The organism is Deltaproteobacteria bacterium (genome assembly GCA_019310525.1).
Taxonomy (GTDB): Bacteria; Desulfobacterota; DSM-4660; order Desulfatiglandales; family HGW-15; genus JAFDEE01.
Genome location: JAFDEE010000019.1, coordinates 1 through 18,391 on the forward strand (window position 1 = coordinate 1; position 18,391 = coordinate 18,391).

An 18,391-nucleotide genomic window follows, 5' to 3' on the forward strand; every position below is an offset into this window, starting at 1 on the left:
ATCCATACATTGAAGTATTTCGAGGATTAAAATTTGAGCCTGACGCAGCCTGTCACGCAGTAGCCGTGGCGGAGGCGGAAGATTGCGGAAATTGGCCATTTATGGATGGACACTAACTAACACCAGGGGACATAAGTGATGCCACAAAAAGATTTTCATGAATGGATTTCCGAAAAGGCCGAAGTGCTTACTCCCAGTGAAGTGAGGTTGGCCACGCATCTGGTTGAACACCCGGAAAAGTGGGCCTTTGAATCGGCTTCTCAACTGGCCGCGCTTTTGGATGTGCATCGCTCCACCATTGTTCGCTTCGCACAGAACCTGGGTCTTTCCGGTTTTCCCGAACTTCAGGCCATGGCGAGACAGGCCCTTTTAAATTCGTTTTCTCCTTCGATCAAGCTGAGTCTGGCTATGGCCGATTACGGCCTGTCTGATCTGGTTCAGGAAATATTTGAAAGAGAGATACAGAACCTGCAAGAAACCTACCGGCATTTGGACGCTGAGGCATTGGAGACCACCGCCAGGGGGCTGGCCCACGCCGGAAAAGTCGTCATTTTCGGCCGTCGGTTTTCTTATCCCATTGCCCTGTATTTGAGTCTGGCCATAAAAACCATGCGGGATCGAGTGAGACTGGCCCCGGACCCGGGCGGTTCTTCGATAGATCAGCTGTTCGACCTGACGCCCGAAGACTATGCCATAATTGTATCCCTTCGAAGGCATTCCCCGGAAGTTCAAAGAGCACTCCGGTTCTTGGCCAAGGCCGGCATCCCCAGGTCATTGTTGACCGACGTAAGCCCTATGACCGGTCAGCAGGACGGAATGCGCGTAATCCGGGCCCATATCGGCAGCACTTCAGTGCTTGAATCCTATACGGCTCTTATCAGCGTCTGCCATACGATGCTGTCCTTGGTCCATTGCTTCCTTCCTGAAAGCCAGAACCGCCTGGAAGCAGTGGAAAACGCTTGGAGCCGTTTTAATAAAAATAAGTAGTCAATCACGTTGATCAGGAGTGAGAAGTAAAGTAGACCACTATCGGCTGTAGCCGATAGGTTTAGGGGCCAAGAGTTCAGGATTCAAGGGTTCAAGCGAAAATCATTTTACCTCAAATTCCGATTTCTTACTCGGTCCCTGACCTACTAGGATTCTTTGAATGAGATTTGAGGAATATTCTCCAGGAGCAGTATGCATGAATATCGCCGCCATTTTGAGCAAAGCCTTACGTTTGTTTCCGGAAAAAGAAGCCGTTGTTGATGGAGACCGGCGCCTTACCTACCGTCAGGCGGCCGAGCGGGTGAATCGATTGGCCGCCGCTCTGGCGGCCGCTGGTATTAAAAGCGGGGAATGTATCTCTATCGTGGCTCCCAACTGCCTTGAATTTTTTGAAACTTATTATGCAGGAGCGGTTTTGGGGGTGATAGTCAACCCTATCAACGTTCGTCTGCTGGGCCCGGAAATGGCCTTTATCCTCAACGACGCCCGCAGCCGGCTGGTGATCGCTGATCCGCGCTATGGGACCCAGATAATAAAGGCTCTTGAAAAGGCCGAATCCGTGGAAGGAGTGGTCTGGCTGACCGATGCGCCCCTGACTGTGAATAGGGTCCGGTCCTGGGCTTACGAGGCTTTTCTGGCCGAAGGCGGGATGGATTTCAGCCCGCCTGCGCCCCTTGGTGACGAGGCTCCCGCTCACCTGTATTACACTTCAGGGACAACCGGCCGGCCTAAAGGGGTCATTCTGACCCATCGCAACGTCACCGTCCACGCCTTGGCGGCCATTGCCGAGTTTAATTTGAATGACACCGACGTATGGTACCATGTTGCCCCAATGTTCCACCTGGCCGACGCCTGGGCCACCTTTGCTCTGACCTGGGTCGGCGGACGGCATGTCATGCAGCCGGAATTCGATGCCGGGCAAGTCCTTGCCACCATAGAAAAGGAGGGCATCACCCTGAGCAATCTCATCCCAACCATGCTCAACCTGATGGTAAATCACGACATGGCGGAAAAATTCAACTACTCGTCCCTCAGGGTCATTCTATCCGGCGGTGCCCCGATCGCTCCGGAGACGGTCCGCAGGATCATTTCCACCTTTAATTGCGACTATATCCAGACCTACGGCCTGACCGAAACTTCGCCCTACTGTACGGTATCCGCTTTAAAGGCCCACTTAAAAGAATTGCCGTTGGAAAAACAACGCCAAATCATAAGCCGCACCGGTCGGGAGTTCATGGCAGTGGAACTGCGGGTGGTGGACGAACAAGGCCGGGACGTGCCAAGGGACGATCAAAGTGTGGGAGAGATCTGGGTCAGAGGCGACACCGTGACTCCAGGCTACCTGAACCGGCCGGAAGCCAATAAGGAAGCCTTTGAGGATGGATGGTTCAAAACCGGTGACCTGGCTGTTATTGATGAGGAAGGATATGTGAACATCGTAGACCGGAAAAAGGATATCATTATTTCCGGGGGAGAAAACGTTTATTCGACCGAAGTGGAATATATCCTGATGGAGCATCCGGCCGTGCTGGAATGCGTGGTCATCGGGGTACCGGACCCGAAGTGGGGCGAAGCGGTCAAGGCGGTCGTAGTCCCCAAGCCCGGAGAGGACGTCGAAGAAACTGAACTGATTAGTTTTGTAAAGGAACACCTGGCCCATTACAAGGCCCCCAAAAGCGTTGATTTCGTTGATGCTCTGCCCAAAACGGGCTCCGGAAAACTGATGAAGCGGGCCGTTCGCGAATGGTATTGGAAAGGTGAAGAAAGACGTGTCCACTGATTCGTGTCCAGCCTTGAACCCAAATTATGCGTGAACGCTTGCCCACCTCGCGCGCGGCCTGTCCAAGAAAGGGTAAAGGGATTTTCCCGGAGCGGCCTATTTTGGCTCTGAAGCAGCCTGCCTGCCGCAGGCAGGGAGAGCGGAAGAGCCAAAATAGGCAGTGAGCGGAGCCATGGACGGCGTAGCGAACGTAGCGGAGGGAACATCCTTTTACCCTTCACCCATCGGGTGCTCTCAAAATGCTTTAACATATTGTAATAAAGATCAATTTCATTTTTCACGCATAATTTGGGTTGAATTACCCTTTATTGTCCCATTCTGGGAACGGGATAACCCTGCGCCTTCAGGCGAAGAGTTCAGTTCGATCGTTTTTTAATCAGGGTTCAAGGATTCAAGGGGTCCAGGGGTCGAGTGAGAAAAAAGGATTTGAGGTAAAATGATTTTCGCTTGAACCCTTGAATCCTGAATTCTTGGCCCCCAAAGCTATCGGCTTCAGTCGATAGTAGGTTATTTGGCCGTAGTCCCATGCAATCGTATCCATTTCCACACCTGGCCGGTTGACATGGCCTTCCTGCCTCTGTTAAACAAGACGCACACTTCGCCATAGGGTGAGAATATACCCGGGGGACAGCCTTGCTTTTATTCCCGGGAAAAGGGGAGGAATATGGGAATCATTCTCGGAAGCGGCGGGTTCACCCGCTTCCAGGTAGACGGAGAGTTACCCGAAGGATATCTGGAGACCCTTCAGGAGAAGATTGCACGGTATGCATTCCGGGGTCTTGGAGAAGACTCAGACGAAGAAAGGGCCACGGGATGGGTTCAGATCCTGGATATGTTCGAGAATGATTTCACCGGGATGGATTATTTGAAAGAGCCCTGTATCGCCCTGGCCTGGAGGGTGGACGTGAAGCGTGTTCCCCCCATCGCCCTGAGTCACTACTGCCGCGAGGCGGAAAAGAAGATCATGGCCTCGGAAAAGGTCGAATATCTCCCCAAAAGGCGCATCCAGGAAATCAGGGAAGCAGTCCGGATCAAGCTTCTGAAGAGGGCTATTCCCGTTTCCAGGACCTATGACATGATCTGGAACCTTCAGACGGGCATTGTTTTTTTCGGGGGGACGAGTAACAAGCTTTGTGATGAGTTTGCCGAGTTTTTCTTGAAATGCTTCGGGTTCCCGCTCAAGACGGTCTTCCCTTACTCCATGGCCTGCCGGGTCCTTGAACAGGAAGAAAGGGATCCATCGTTGCTGGATGCCCTGGAATACTCCATTCGCCTGGGGGGTGAGTGAGCATGCAGCTTCTTGAAAGGGTGAAGAAGGCCGGGTTCCTGGGTCGGGAATTCCTTGCCTGGCTCTGGTTTAGGAGCGAGACCAACGGCGGGAGATTCGATTTTGGAGAAGAAAAGACCCTGGATCTCTGGTTCGACAAAAAGATCGTTCTTGAGTCTGAAGAAGAGGAGGGGGTGGAAAAGGTTGTCTGCACCGGAGATCATCCCCATTTAAAAGAGGCCCGTTACGCGCTAAAGGAGAACAAGGAGATCACGGAAGCAGGGATCAGGCTGGTCATCGGGGATAATGAGTGGTCCTTTGTCCTGGACTCCACTTGGCTGAATTTCAAAAACTTCAAGACCCCCAAGACAATGGCCGACAAGGGCGAGGACCCGGACGGCCTGTTTTACGAGAAGTTTTTCCTCGTGGAGCAAGCCGTTTCGGCAATCGACACCCTTTTCGCCGCCTTCGTCAAGCTCCGCACTTCCCCTGAGTGGGAAACAAGCGAACTCCCCGCCCTTATGGGATGGATAAAGGGAGGGAGATAGACTTATTAACCCAAATTATGCGTGAACGCCTGTTCAAGAAAGGGTAAAAGAATTTTCCCGAAGCGGCCTATTTTGGCTCTGGAGCAGCCTGCCTGCCGCAGGCAGGGAGAGCGGAAGAGCCAAAATAGGCAGTGAGCGGAGCCATGGACGGCGTAGCGAACGTAACGGAGGGAACATCCTTTTACCCTTCACCTATCGGGTGCTGTCAGAATACTTTAACATATTGTAATAAAGAGCAATTTTATCATTAACGCATAGTTTGGGATTAAAGGCCAGCAGCCCCCAATTCATCCCTCCCCGTTGTCACCCGTCATTACATCATCCTTTACCGCCGCCGTGTCCACCACCATGACCGCCCCCATGACCACCGCCATGGCCGCCGCTGTTACCACCTCCGTGCCCTCCGCCATGGCCACTGCCGCCTTTTCCGGAGCCGTTGCCGGAACTATTGCCGGTGGAGGTCGTGGTGTCGGTGCTTGTCCCATGGCTTTTCCCATGACCGAATGAGTTTCCGGAGTGTCCTTTGAAGGGTGTATGTCCGAGACCGAGGGCCTTTCCATTAGAACCCCGGGCGCTTACCCCGTTCTGTCCAAAGGCCGGTCCGGACTGGTGATTCCTCTCCGTAGACATTGCAACTTCGGCATCTCCCTCAAGACTTTCTTCTGTTCCTCGGAAGGAGGCGAGATGGTGGTTCGTGGCTCCCTTCGTATGGCCCAGCCCCAGGAGTCCCGGATGTACCCCGAGTTCATGGGCGATCTGACCCCAACCCATTCCGGACTCCCTCATCTCTGCGATATCTGAAAGGGCTACCCCAACAGCTTCAGCGAAGGCCTCTTCCGCTGCAGCGTGTGCCTCATCGTAGGCCTCCTGAGCTGCTGCGATCTCGTCAGGGTCTCCAGAGGCTATAGCCGCATTCAGGGCTTCCTCGGCCTCCGCCTCAGCGTCCATGGCACTCTGGATTTCGGGGGAGGTGACATCCACGGCGGCCATTGCGAGATTTGCGGCATGGGCGGCCTGGGCCGGGTTGGTGAAGGCCGGAGTCTCTTGATCGATGTCGGAGTCTCCTGCAGAGGCCTCCTCGGTATCTCCAAACGAATCATCACCTTCCACCGTAGAGGTGCTCGCAGGGTCTTCTCCTGAAGGGACATCGGAGGCCGGGTTTTCCTCCGGGGATGAAGAATCGACCTGACTCACTATTTCACCCTGCTGATCGGTCGATTCGGAAACCACGGTCTCATCCTCGGCCCAGGAATGGAACGGGAACAATGGTGTCGCCGTAAAAACCATGATGATTCCCAGAAAAAAGAACAACCTGTGAAATTCAACAAACGTCCGTTTCATTTTTACACCTCCATAAACCCCATAACGGGGCCTGCAATTCATGGAAAAAGGCGATCATCTCCTGGAAGCGCCTTTTTTACCGGATGAAGCCTTTCGCTTTACGGGCAGGGCCGTAAAGAACTGTATGCTTTCGGGTTCTTTGAAAACTCTTCTCCCGATCCGAATGGTTTCAGGAACATCAAACCAGCTTACCATAAGACGATCCGGACTGATCCCCGGAAAATGATGAACCAGATACTTTTTGATGCTCTTGGCGCGCCTCTCCGCAAGTTCCTTGTTATTCAACTGGTAGGCTACGATATGAAGGCCGATTCCATGATTGTTGTTCATGATTTCGCCCAGGAGATTCAGAGAAGGCGTGGACCTTGATTGAATCTTTGCTGAAAAGGGGACGAACCGGATCTTTTGGATCGTAACCGTTCGGCAGCCTATAATGAAATTTCGATAGTCAAAATCTCCAAGCGCGTTAAGATAAGATACGGCCTGCCGAGCCTTGGGTCCTGATGGATAGTAAGCGAGAAACTGCTTCCATGCGGTTTTTTCTTCCGGGGTCCTTTTAAGTCGCTTGAGAATCAGCCCGCGGTTGAACAGGGCCGAGGGGTTTTCGGGCCGGAGGTCGATTGCCCTTGAATATATTTTGAGGGCCTTGTGATATTCTCTTTTTTCAAAATAATTGTGTCCCAAATAAGTAAGGGCCTGTACGTGTCTTGGATTGAGCCGGAGGGCCTTTTCATAACATTGCCTCTCAAGGTCAGCCCTTTTGAGGGCTGAGGCGGCTACGCCGAGCCAAAAATGGTAATCCGGTTCGTCGGATTTCAGGTGCGCGGCCTTGTCCAGGTGTTCAAAGGCTTTCCGGGGATGTTCCAGTGCCAGGAGGTACCTCCCCAGGAAGTAATGAACCTCGGCGCTCTCAGGGTTGGTTTCCACCTCGCGCTGAAAGACCTTGAGCCCCTCGTGGTATTTTTTCTTTTCCAGGTAATAGTTGCCCTTTACGTTGTGTTTGATGCTGTTAAACCCGTCCCGAATGGCGTGCCGTACGGTGCATCCTGCCCCAAGGGTCAAAAGGACACACAGGCCGGGGATAACCACCCAGGTTCGAATGGAATGAAAAGCTTTCAAGATCCTTATCCCTGCAAACAGAATAATTGCCGTTCCATAAGGGAAATGAAGCCCCACGGCCAAGCCCGTGGTCTTCTGCGAAGGCGGATAAAAGCCCCTCTCTGAGGCGGGCTGACTCAGCTTCAGCCCAATGGTCGTCGAGATACCCTCTTGTGTCAAGAGACTTGCAAAATCATTGCCTGTTTCATCCCAGCCCATGATCCTATTTATGATTTTTAGACGCTACATCCTTGAGGTATACTTGAAAGATGCACCTCAACACATTGAAAATAATAAAGAATAATGTGTAAATTTGGTTTCGAATATCGCTTTTGATGCCTTCAGCTGAGACTGTGGGGACAGGTATCCTTTGGGGCCGGGATTGCATACCATAAAAGACTCTTGTGTTTAAATTTCCATACACTGTTTTTTGTTTGTCTTCGCAAGGGATACCCTGTAGCTTGCTACAGGGAGGAATGGTGGGGCGAACGCCCAAAGCGCTTTTACGCAAAGGCGGGTTTGGTTTCGTCGCAATTCCACTCAAAACACCCTGCTGCTTGCAGCGGGGAGCTTCATTTCCAGCCGATCCCTAAGCAGGGGAGAGTAAGGAGGTATGCGCCGGGAGGGGCATGGGACGGTAAGAACGGAAAGGAGACGTTTTACGTCCTATAGATTCCCCGAGTCTATGGGCCTTCATTCCAGAGCGCCGTCTGCTGGATTCCGGAAAGGAATTCATGTATCTTTCCTTCTGGGATGCCCGGAAGTCCTCCCGGGCCCCGAACACGGAAAAAATCGTGGAGTCCCATGAACGGAGTCAGGATTTTTACTAGTAACCGGTTGGAAAACCTGGCGGAGCTTCTGGCTGAGGTATTGCGGGAACCCTTGTCCTCGCCCTTTTCAGGAGAGATCGTCCTTGTCCAGAGCAAGGGTATGGAACGTTGGGTCTCCATGCAGTTGGCACGGTATCATGGGATCTGCGCCAATATTCGCTTCCCTTTCCCAAACGCCTTTGTTCGGGAAATGTTCAGAAGGGTGATCCCGGACCTCCCGGATCGCTCTCCCTTCGACCCGGATATCCTTAGCTGGCGGGTCATGAAATGCCTGCCGTCTCTGGCCGGCCGACCGGCTTTTCGCGGGCTTCGCAGGTACTTTGGAAAGGGGACCGAACCCCTCAGAATCTTCCAGCTTTCGGAGAGGATCGCGGACCTGTTTGATCAGTACCTGGTCTTTCGTCCCGACATGATAGAGCGGTGGGAACGGGGGCATGGCACCCACTGGCAGGCCGTGCTTTGGCGGGAACTGGTGAAGGGGAACGAGGGACGGCACAGGGCCGCTCTCGCCAAAGCGTTCCACGAGCGGCTCCGGGGGGGCGGGGACCGGACTTTCGAAGGACTCCCGGAAAGGGTCTCGGTTTTCGGGATCTCTTCCCTTCCTGAATTCCACATGCAGGTGCTGGCCTCCCTTTCAAGGACCATGGAGGTCAACCTATTTCTGATGAATCCATGCCGGGAGTACTGGGGGGACATCCTTTCCGACTGGGAAATGGAAAGGAGGAGGATGCGTATTCCCAAGGGGGTTGTTTCCGAGGCGGATCTTCACCTTGAAAAGGGAAACAGCCTGCTCGCCTCCCTGGGCACCGTGGGCCGCGAATTTTTTGACCTCCTCCAGGACCTTAACGGCGCGGAGAACACCGATTTCGTGGATCCCGGCCGGGAAAGCCTTCTTGCCTGTATCCAGTCCGACATCCTCAACCTCCGGGAGAGGGGAAGGGAAGGTGAAGAAAAAACCGTCCTTTCCCCGGAGGATCGTTCCCTTCGAATTCATTCCTGCCATGGTCCCATGAGGGAGATGGAAGTATTGCGGGACCAACTCCTGGACCTTTTCGAGAGGGATCCCGAACTATCCCCGGGAGATATCCTTGTAATGACCCCTGATATCGAGGCCTATGCCCCGTATATCCAGGCGGTCTTCGATGTGCCGAAGACAGATCCCACCTGGATTCCCTTCAGCATCTCGGATCGAAGCATGCGGTGCGAGAGCGGCATCATTGAGACCTTCATGTCCATCCTGGATCTCCGGGGCGGCCGATACGAAGCTTCCCGGGTTTTGGCGATCCTGGAGAACCCGGCCGTTCAGGGCAGGTTCGGTTTGACGGAAGAGGACCTCCGGCTCCTCCGGCGCTGGGTGAGGGATACGGGTATCCGCTGGGGAATCGACGAGGGGACGAGGGTGTCGCAGGGGCTTCCAGGGTTCCGGGACAATACCTGGGAGGCGGGACTGGAACGGCTCCTCCTCGGGTATGCCCTTCCGGGCGGCGAAGAGAAGATGTTCCACGGCATTCTACCGTACGACCTGGTGGAAGGGGAACAGGCAGGGGTGCTGGGGGCCCTTGTTGCCTTCTCAAGGGAACTCTTCGACCGTGTTCAAGACCTGGGACGGCCCAGGACTCCACGGGAGTGGTCAAGGACCTTGCTGGAACTCCTGGATGTCTTTTTTATCGAAGGTGAAGGCTTTGATTCGGAACTCCAGGCCGTGCGGCGGATCCTCCGGGAATTTGGAGAATCGAGCTGCTTTGAGGGATTTGAGTACGATGAGCCGGTGGATATCCCCCTCATCCGATGGAAGCTGGGCCATGTCTTCAAGAAACAGGGGTTCGGGAAGGGTTTTCTTGCTGGCGGTGTCACCTTTTGCGCCATGCTCCCCATGCGGAGCATTCCTTTTAAGGTGATATGCCTCGTGGGCATGAACGGAGATGCTTACCCCAGGCAACAGCGCCCCCTGGGGTTTGATCTCATGGCCAGGCATCCCCGCCGGGGAGATCGATCCCGCCGGGAGGACGACCGCTACCTCTTTCTGGAAGCCCTGCTTTCAGCCCGTAAAACCCTTTACATCAGCTATGTCGGCCAGGATATCCGTGACAATACCCCCCTTCCTCCATCCGTACTGGTCAACGAACTGCTGGAGTACGTGGAGCAAGGCTTTGAGGTCCCGGGCTCCTGTATCAGAGATCATCTCGTGATTCGGCACCGCCTTCAGGCCTTCAGCCCCGCCTATTTTGAGAAAGGTTCACGCCTGTTCAGTTATTCCCGGGAACATTGCATGGCCGCCAGGGCCCTTCTCACAACCCCCCTAAACCCTCCGGGATTTTTATCCGGGGAGTTGCCCGAGCCGGACAGTACCTGGAAAACGGTGGAACTCGGCGATCTTTGTCGATTCTTCGCCAATCCCGCCGGATACCTGCTGGAAAAGCGGCTCGGTGTACGGCTGGAATATCGGAGCGTGACCCTGGAGGACAAGGAAATTTTTGAACTTCGGGGGCTTGATCGTTACCGGCTGGAACAGGACCTCTTGGAAAAAGGCCTGAAGGGGGAAAACCTCCTTGAGAGGCTTCCAAGGGTGAGGGCCGCGGGCCTTTTGCCCCATGGAAGCGTTGGTGAAACGGTTTTCAAGAGAACCGCGGGCGCGGTGGAGCGTTTCGTTCGGTGGATTCGTCCCTTCATGGGTGACGAACCGAGCCCCCCCCTGGATGTGGATCTGGTCCTGAACGGGTTTCGGATCACCGGTTCCATTCGGAACATCTACCCCCGAAGGCTTCTCCACTTTCGCCATGCCAGGCTTCGGGCAAAGGATTTTCTTGGGCTCTGGGTGAACCATGTGCTGCTTAACATCCTGGCCGGAGAAGACTGTCCCAAGACCAGCATGCTCGCGGGCGTCCGGACCGACAGAAAAGACGGGATCCATTGGGTGGCATGGGAATATGCGCCCCTGCGGAAGGGAGAGGCCGTTCTCACCCGTCTCCTGGAGATCTACTGGGAGGGGCTTCGCCGACCGATTCCATTTTTCCCCGAATCTTCCTTTCGGTACGGGGAAGAAATGTTGGATAAGAAAAACGACCGCATGAAGGCCCTGGAAGCAGCTTCCAAAAAATGGGAGGGGGGAGAGCGTCAGAGGGGTGAAAAAGAAGATGCAAGCTACCGGATTTGCTTTAGGGGTGAGAGTCCTCTGGACGTGGAGTTTGAGAGACTGACCCGGGAAATCCTGGAACCTCTCTTTTCCCATAGAAGGAAGATGGAGATTTCCATTGCAGGCAAGGAAATGGGAATTTAAGAACGGAGACATCCCGCGTGAGAGATTTCAAGCCCTTTGATATTCTCCAGTGTCCTCTCGAGGGGACCCATCTGATCGAGGCGAGCGCCGGGACGGGAAAGACCTATACCATCGCGGGGCTCTTCCTGCGGCTTGTTCTTGAAAAAGGCCTTTCGGTCCAGCAGGTCCTGGTGGTGACCTTCACAGAGGCCGCAACGGCGGAGTTGAAGGAAAAGATAAGGAGTCGGCTTCGGGACGCCCTGTCGGCCTTGATCCAGGGGGGCGGGAGTGTGAGGGACGCTTTTATCAAGGCAATGGCCGACAAGTACCATGGACGGCCGGAGGCGCCGATCATGCTCAGGCAGGCCCTCAGGGATTTCGACAAGGCCGCCATATTCACCATCCATGGATTTTGCAGGCGGATGCTTCAGGAAAACGCCTTTGAAAGCGGAACCCTTTTTGACACCGAACTTATAACCGACCAGGAAGATCTCAAGCGTGAAGTCGTTGAGGATTTCTGGCGAAGGCATTTCTATGGCGCATCTCCCCTTTTTGTATCCTATGCCCTTGGGAATGGTTTTTCCCCGGAAAATCTCGCTTCCCTCATTTCCAACTGGGTTTCCCTGCCCTACGTGAGGATTATCCCCCGAATCGAGGTGCCGGACACGGCCCGGGAAGAAAAGGCCTTTAAGGCCGCCTTCACCAGGGCAAAAGAGATCTGGGGATCTTCCCGGGACGAGGTTTGGGAGATCCTTCTCCATGATCAAGGCCTCAACCGGGTGAAGTACGGCGGTAAAAGGGTCCGGGACCTGCTTGATCAAATGGACGCCTGGCTCTCCTTCGGCCCGGATCCCTTTATCTTCAAGGGTTTTGAAAAGTTCACAACGGAGGAGCTTGAGCGATCGGTCAAGAGGGGATATTCGCCGCCGAGACATCCCTTTTTCGATGCGGCCTCGCGATTGAGGATCGCCCGGCAGAGATTGGAGGACGGGTTCCAAAAGCGGCTGATCGCACTGAAGTCCGAGCTGTTTTCCTTCGTGAAAGAAGAACTGGAGAGAAGGAAGGCCCAGAGGAACGTCCAGTTCTTCGATGACCTGCTGAGCAGCCTGTCAAGGGCTCTCCAGGGGGAAGCGGGAAACCGTTTCGCCCGCTTCCTGTCCCTCAAGTTCAAGACCGCCCTCATCGACGAATTCCAGGACACGGATCCCGTTCAGTACGATATCTTCAAGAAGATCTTCTCCTTTCCGGGAAATGGTCTTTTCCTCATCGGGGATCCCAAGCAGGCCATCTACGGGTTCAGGGGGGCGGATATCTTTACATACATGAAGGCGTCTCAGGAGGCAGCCTCACGATATACCCTGGAAAGAAACTGGCGGTCCGACCCGAAACTTGTAAAGGCCGTGAATACCCTCTTCGGAAGCTCGAAGCGGCCCTTTGTCTTTGAAACTATTCGTTTCCAGGAGATTTCCCCTGCCGAGCGGGAAGATCCCGAACTCCTGAGCCTGGAAGGAGGCCGCCGACCACCTTTACAGGTCTGGTTCCTGAACCCGGTAACAGGGGAGGAAGCGAGGAAGCCCCTTTCCAAGGAGAAGGCCCGCGATTGGATCGCAAGGGCGGTCGCCGCCGAGATTTCAAGACTCCTCAGGCTGGGAAGGGAAGGGAAGGCCCTCATCGGCTCCCGTCCACTCGGAGAAAGGGACATCGCCGTCCTTGTCAGGCGGAACAGTGAAGCCCGGTTGGTAAAAGGTGCCTTGTCCCGACTGGGAATCCCGTCCGTGCTCTACGCCGGAGGCAACCTCTTTGAGACCCGGGAGGCCGAGGAGGTGGAGCGGGTGCTCACCGCCGTGGCGGATCCAAACAGTGAAGGACACCTGCGAGCCGCCCTCCTGACGGAAATTTTGGGCCTCAATGGGGATACCCTTGAAAGGATGGGGGAAGAAAACCTGGAAGAATGGATGGTAAGGTTCAGGGAATACCGCCTTGAGTGGAGTGAAAAAGGCTTCATGCGCATGTTCCGGCATCTTTTGATCCAGAACGGGGTGCTGGGACGTCTCATGGCTTATGAAGACGGGGAGCGCCGGATGACCAACCTGTTCCACCTCGCCGAAGTACTCCATCAGGCCGAAATGGAGAAGAAACTCCGGGCAAGCGGACTCCTGAAGTGGCTTAAGGAGCGGCGGGAAGGCGGCGGGTCGGACCGGGAAGAACACCCCTTACGTCTTGAAAGCGACGAAAACGCCGTCAAACTGGTGACCATCCACAAGAGCAAAGGACTCGAATACCCCGTGGTCTTCTGTCCCTTTCAATGGGATGGGAGCACGATAAAGAAAACCGCCGGGGCCTTGACCTTCCACGATCCCAGCCGACCTTTTGAATTTACATTGGATCTCGGTTCCGACCGGGCGGCCGACAACCGTGCTGCCGCTGAGAAGGAGGTCCTCGCCGAGAACCTGAGGCTCCTTTATGTGGCCGTCACCCGGGCCCGGTACCGGTGCTACCTTGTGTGGGGAGCCTTCAACGAGGCGGAGACCTCGGCCCCGGCCTATCTTTTCCATTTCAAGAAGAAAACGGATGAAGGGGACCCCGTTGGGGCGTTAAAGGCCGAGTTTCCCAAACTGGTGGGCGGACCCCTCCGAGAAGACCTTGAAACGCTTGAAAAAAAGTCAGACGGTAGTATCTGCCTTTTCGACGTACCGGAAGATGTTCAGGGAGAACGTGTGAGCGAGGAGATGAGGACGGAACGGCCCCTGGAGTGCCGATCTTTTTCAGGAAGAATCGAACGCCGGTGGGGGCTTACCAGTTTTTCATCCATGGTCTCGGGCCGGGCATACGGGGAGGATTCCCAGGACCGGGATCCGGTAAAGGAAACGACTCCGGATAGAGAGGAGAAAAAGCGAGCAAAAGAAGGGGAAGAGAAAAAAGACATTTTCTCATTTCCTGCCGGAGCCCGATCTGGAACATTCTTCCATGATCTACTCGAACACCTTGACTACTCCCGAACTTCGCCTGAAGGGATCCGTGCACTTGTTCTCGAAAAGCTGGCGGCTTACGGCTTTGATGCCGCGTGGGAGGAGACAGTGAGCTCGATGATCCGAAAGGTCCTATCTGTCTCCCTGGACGGAAAGGATTCCCGCTTCACCCTTTCCTCTGTCGGAAGAGAAGAGCGATTGAACGAACTCGAATTTTACTTTCCCTTGAAAACCGTTGATTCTCATAGGCTGCGGAATCTTTTAGAGGTGGGAGGTGCGGGGGAATTTCCGCCGAACTTCCCGGAGAACACGGGGAGGCTGGAGTTTTCTCCCGTCAAGGGATACATGAGGGGATTCATCGACCTTGTACTCAGACATGGAAGCCGCTTTTTCATCGTGGACTGGAAATCCAATCATCTCGGAGACGAAATCGAGGATTACGGTCCCGAAGGCCTGTCCCGGGCCATGGAGGAGGGGATGTACACCCTCCAGTACCTGATATACACCCTTGCCCTGCACCAGTACCTGGGTTTGAGGTTGCCCGGCTATGAGTATGAAAGGCACTTCGGCGGAATTTTCTACGTGTTCATCAGGGGGGTGGACCCCGAAAAAGGAGCGGAGTTCGGGGTATTCCGGGCCCGCCCTTCCCACTCCCTGGTAGAGGAGCTGCGCCGCGGCCTGATCGAAGAGGAATAACTTGAAACCCCTTGAAACCATAAACGACCTGAAACCCACTCAATGGATCGAGGAGGGAATTATCTCCCATCTCGATCTGCAGTTTGCTTCCCTCATGGAACGGCTCTCAGGCGGCAAAGATCCTTGCCTTTTTCTGGCCGCCGCCCTTGCGAGCCGGGCGAGGGATCGAGGTGATGTCTGCCTGGACCTGGAAAGGGAGGCCGGAACAATACTCGGGGGCGGGGAGGGGGTTCAACCTGCCTTGCAGTGCCCGGACCATGAGACCTGGATGAAAAGGCTACTGGCATCTCCCGTTGTGGGGAGGCCGGGAGAGTTTAAGCCCCTGATCCTCGATGAGTGCTCCAGGCTATACCTTTACCGGTACTGGGAATACGAGGCAAAACTTGCCTCGTGGATCCGGGAGCGGGCACGGGAACCGGGCGGGACGTTCGATCCTGTTTCCCTGAAGGGTGTCCTCGACCGTCTCTTCCCGACAGAGAATCCCGGGGAGATCGATTGGCAGAAGATATCCGCCTTCGTGGCTTCAAGGAAGAAGTTCTGTGTCATCTCCGGTGGACCCGGTACGGGAAAAACCTCCACTGTTTCAAGGATCATCGGCCTTCTCCTCGAACTAAACGGCGCAAAAGAGTTGCGGATCGCACTGGCGGCCCCGACGGGTAAGGGCGCATCGCGCCTTGAGGAGGCCATTCGGAAAAGCAAGACACTACTTGATATTCCAGCCCCCATAAGGAAATCCATACCCGAGGAGGCCTCCACCATCCACAGGCTCCTTGGGAGTCGCCGCGATTCGCCCTATTTCAAACATAATGCAGAAAACCCCCTGCCCCAGGATATCGTTGTGGTGGACGAGGCCTCCATGGTGGACCTGGCCCTCATGTCCAAGCTCGTTCAGGCCCTCTCGCCCGAGGCACGCCTGATCCTTTTGGGAGACAAGGATCAACTCGCATCAGTGGAGGCAGGCGCGGTCCTTGGGGACATCTGCAATGCGGGAAGGGAGCACCGGTTCAGCATCGGCTTTGCACGTGAGCTGGAAAAGATCGCGGGATGCAGTGTCGGCGGGATACATGGTGGAGCGCCTCCAGAGGGCGGTATATCGGATTGCATCGTGGAACTCAGGAAGAGTTATCGTTTCGGTTCCGCCAGCGGCATCCAGGCATTGAGCAGAGCTGTGAAGGAAGGGGATGCCGAAGGAGCGGTTCGACTCCTGGAAGAGGGAAGTTTCGAGGACTTGATTTGGAAAGACACCTCAGGCTATTCGAACCTGCCGGCCGCCATTACACCGCTTGTCCTTGAAGGGTTCAAGGACTGCTTTACCAAACGAGATCCTGATGTGCTTTTCAATGCTTTCGAGAAATTCAGGATCCTGTGCGCCCTGAGGGAAGGTCCATTCGGTGTGAAAATGATCAACGCGGCCGTGGAGCGCACCCTTAAGAGGGCGGGTTTCATCCAGCAAGGCAGTAGTGAATGGTACCCCGGACGGCCGATTCTCGTTACACGAAACGATTACGCCCTGGGCCTTTATAACGGGGATACGGGTGTTGTGCTCCCCGACCCGGAAAAAGGCAATCGTTTAAGGGTCTTTTTCCAGGAATCAGGAGGACGATTACGAGCTATTCATCCCTCCAGATTGCCCCAGCATGAAACGGTTTACGCCATGACCGTCCACAAGAGCCAGGGATCCGAGTTTGATCATGTACTGTTCCTGCTTCCTAGCCATGACTCCCCGATCCTGACCAAGGAGTTGATCTACACCGCGATCACCAGGGCCAGAAAGAGAGTAGACGTTTGGGCCCCCAGAGAGATTTTCTCATCCGCCGTTTCAAGGCAGATCGCGAGGACTTCCGGCCTCCGGGACACCCTCTGGGGAGAGTGAATATGCCCTTGAAAGCATAGGTTTTTCTTATTCCCCGAATGGAACAATAAACGCAAGTCATGGAAGAACAACTCAGTCTGTTTGGTGATGAAAATACCCTTTTTAACGTTGCTGTCGGGCAACTTCTGGAAATGAATTTTGACGGGTGTTTAAAGACCCTGGATCATTATAGGAGGATGTTTCCATGGGGCAGAAATGTTAACCGCGAAATGGAGTTGGCCGGGTTCTGGAAAGAGCGGATAAGGGATGTCGATTGGTCAATGATTGACCTACCCGGGGCAGGACGGCTTTATAAGGTCTGGACTGAATTCGAAGAGACATTTGATTATCCATGGAGACCCAAATCCCTGGAAGAACAATTCCAGGTGAAATTTTTCAGCAAGGTAATAAATGGGCTGGGTGTGACCAGGCCGGATAAGGCACGTAAGCTTCCGAATGAAGTGCCGATTGGTTTGCTCTACCTGATCGCAGGGCGAGTGGATGAAGCCATACAATCATTACAAAGTCTGATCGCAACCGAGCCCGGAAACGCAACGGCATACGGATACCTGGGCGATGCTTATGTCCTGAGAAGGGATCTTCGAACAGCCAGGATCTGCTACCGGGAGGCCTTTGTAATTGCGGCGGACCGGGTTGATCTGAAAAGGATACAAGACAGGGAACTTAGGGAAAAACTGAATGAGGTGCTTGAGGATGAGAATGCAATCGATAATCCTCTTGGGTGGTTTCCGGTGACAGCCCAACTGGACGGGTTTTTTGAGCAGCGAATATTAAGGGATCTTGAAGAATTGAAGCAATGGCTTCAACAATATTTCATGCTTGCTAAAAATTATCATAAGAATGGAGACCGAGGTCTTGTGCCGCGGCTGTTTTACCATGCCATGGTGTTGTCTGACAACGCCTCTATAATGAGGTTTATCAAGAAGGTCGAACTGCCAGAACTCAGGCGGAACATGAAAGAGTGGAATCCGAAACTTTTCAAGAAGTACATGTCCTGGCTTGAGAATAAACATAGCCGCTGAACCTTGCAAACCTTGAGTTTGCAAGAGGTTAAATGCATCTAACATCAAGAAGGTTGCTCGTCAGGATGCCCAAAGGGGAGGGATAAAATAATGAAAAATTTGTATTTATCGTGTGGACTGAGAAAAACAATTTAGGGGTCCCTATTATCGATGAACAACACAGGGGTATCGTTTCTACCATCAATTCGTTCCATTGCTTTATTCAAGAAGGTCACGGGGAAGAGGCACTGAAACCTACCTTGATTATTCTGGAACAATACACAAGCATTCATTTTAGAACTGAAGAAGCATTAATGAAAGAAGCGGGTTACCCGGACTTGGAAGACCACATCTTGTTGCATCACGGACTAATGAAAAGGACAAAAGAAATTGTACGGGGGGCAGCTTCTTACAAGGAACCGGAAATTACGTTGAAATTCTTGAAAGAATGGTGGCTGGGGCACATTAACATGGAAGACAGAAAATATGCTCCATATGTAAAGGCAATATCAAGTTGATGAATAGGCTATCTCATGACAGCGATCAAAATTGATTAGCATGAGGAAGCCTTATTACCACAGTCCTGTCCCTCAATCCATCCATCTCACCCCAATGAGACTCCCGCCTAGTCCATCCAACATATCCTTTTATCCCGGCCGGCACCGGCAGTGAATGGAAGGTTGACAAGGGCGGATTTTCAAGTTCATATAGGTCACCTTGATTAGAACGATCATCTGTATTCAGG

Annotated in this window: 11 protein-coding genes; 9 read left to right on the top strand and 2 right to left on the bottom strand. The window is 53.9% G+C overall.

The features are described from left to right. Window positions 1–138: 138 nt before the first annotated feature. From JRF57_04900 to JRF57_04915, 4 genes are all read left to right on the top strand, one after another. The gene (locus JRF57_04900) at window positions 139–987 is read left to right on the top strand and encodes a MurR/RpiR family transcriptional regulator (GenBank protein MBW2303032.1); all 849 of its coding nucleotides are present in this window, start codon (window positions 139–141) and stop codon (window positions 985–987) included. A gap of 160 nt (window positions 988–1,147) precedes the next feature. Further along, on the top strand, window positions 1,148–2,767 hold the full coding sequence (locus JRF57_04905; GenBank protein ID MBW2303033.1) for a long-chain-fatty-acid--CoA ligase: 1,620 nt from the start codon (window positions 1,148–1,150) through the stop codon (window positions 2,765–2,767). Between the two features lie 664 nt (window positions 2,768–3,431). Beyond that, complete coding sequence (gene rdgC / locus JRF57_04910) at window positions 3,432–4,055, top strand: recombination-associated protein RdgC (GenBank protein MBW2303034.1); 624 nt, start codon at window positions 3,432–3,434, stop codon at window positions 4,053–4,055. 2 nt (window positions 4,056–4,057) lie between these two features. Then, the gene (locus JRF57_04915) at window positions 4,058–4,582 is read left to right on the top strand and encodes a hypothetical protein (protein ID MBW2303035.1); all 525 of its coding nucleotides are present in this window, start codon (window positions 4,058–4,060) and stop codon (window positions 4,580–4,582) included. A gap of 318 nt (window positions 4,583–4,900) precedes the next feature. Here the strand turns inward: JRF57_04915 and JRF57_04920 are convergent, their stop codons facing one another. Both JRF57_04920 and JRF57_04925 read right to left on the bottom strand, forming a co-directional pair. Beyond that, window positions 4,901–5,923: a hypothetical protein gene (locus tag JRF57_04920; GenBank protein ID MBW2303036.1), complete on the bottom strand. Its 1,023-nt coding sequence runs from the start codon at window positions 5,921–5,923 to the stop codon at window positions 4,901–4,903. Between the two features lie 54 nt (window positions 5,924–5,977). Continuing rightward, entirely contained in the window at window positions 5,978–7,042 is a 1,065-nt protein-coding gene (locus tag JRF57_04925) for a tetratricopeptide repeat protein (protein ID MBW2303037.1), read from the bottom strand. Between the two features lie 783 nt (window positions 7,043–7,825). Here JRF57_04925 and recC point away from each other — a divergent pair. The 5 genes from recC (at window position 7,826) to JRF57_04950 (ending at window position 18,164) form a co-directional block, all read left to right on the top strand. Continuing rightward, window positions 7,826–11,128 carry an exodeoxyribonuclease V subunit gamma gene (gene recC / locus JRF57_04930; protein ID MBW2303038.1) on the top strand — a complete coding sequence of 1,101 codons (3,303 nt, stop codon included), beginning with the start codon at window positions 7,826–7,828 and terminating at the stop codon, window positions 11,126–11,128. A gap of 17 nt (window positions 11,129–11,145) precedes the next feature. Continuing rightward, window positions 11,146–14,772: an exodeoxyribonuclease V subunit beta gene (gene recB, locus JRF57_04935; protein MBW2303039.1), complete on the top strand. Its 3,627-nt coding sequence runs from the start codon at window positions 11,146–11,148 to the stop codon at window positions 14,770–14,772. Window positions 14,773–14,818: 46 nt separating this feature from the next. Beyond that, window positions 14,819–16,645 carry an exodeoxyribonuclease V subunit alpha gene (gene recD, locus JRF57_04940; GenBank protein MBW2303040.1) on the top strand — a complete coding sequence of 609 codons (1,827 nt, stop codon included), beginning with the start codon at window positions 14,819–14,821 and terminating at the stop codon, window positions 16,643–16,645. Window positions 16,646–16,905: 260 nt separating this feature from the next. Beyond that, window positions 16,906–17,667, top strand: coding sequence for a hypothetical protein (locus JRF57_04945; GenBank protein ID MBW2303041.1), 762 nt, complete (start codon window positions 16,906–16,908; stop codon window positions 17,665–17,667). A gap of 110 nt (window positions 17,668–17,777) precedes the next feature. Then, window positions 17,778–18,164, top strand: coding sequence for a hemerythrin family protein (locus JRF57_04950; protein ID MBW2303042.1), 387 nt, complete (start codon window positions 17,778–17,780; stop codon window positions 18,162–18,164). Window positions 18,165–18,391 lie beyond the last annotated feature (227 nt).

Excerpts from the sequence above, each read along its gene's own strand:
- JRF57_04915 (MBW2303035.1), top strand. The coding sequence starts at position 4,058 with ATGCAGCTTCTTGAAAGGGTGAAGAAGGCCGGGTTCCTGGGTCGGGAA.
- JRF57_04905 (MBW2303033.1), top strand. The coding sequence starts at position 1,148 with ATGAGATTTGAGGAATATTCTCCAGGAGCAGTATGCATGAATATCGCC.
- rdgC (MBW2303034.1), top strand. The coding sequence starts at position 3,432 with ATGGGAATCATTCTCGGAAGCGGCGGGTTCACCCGCTTCCAGGTAGAC.
- recC (MBW2303038.1), top strand. The coding sequence starts at position 7,826 with ATGAACGGAGTCAGGATTTTTACTAGTAACCGGTTGGAAAACCTGGCG.
- JRF57_04920 (MBW2303036.1), bottom strand. The coding sequence starts at position 5,923 with ATGAAACGGACGTTTGTTGAATTTCACAGGTTGTTCTTTTTTCTGGGA.
- JRF57_04900 (MBW2303032.1), top strand. The coding sequence starts at position 139 with ATGCCACAAAAAGATTTTCATGAATGGATTTCCGAAAAGGCCGAAGTG.
- JRF57_04945 (MBW2303041.1), top strand. The coding sequence starts at position 16,906 with ATGATTGACCTACCCGGGGCAGGACGGCTTTATAAGGTCTGGACTGAA.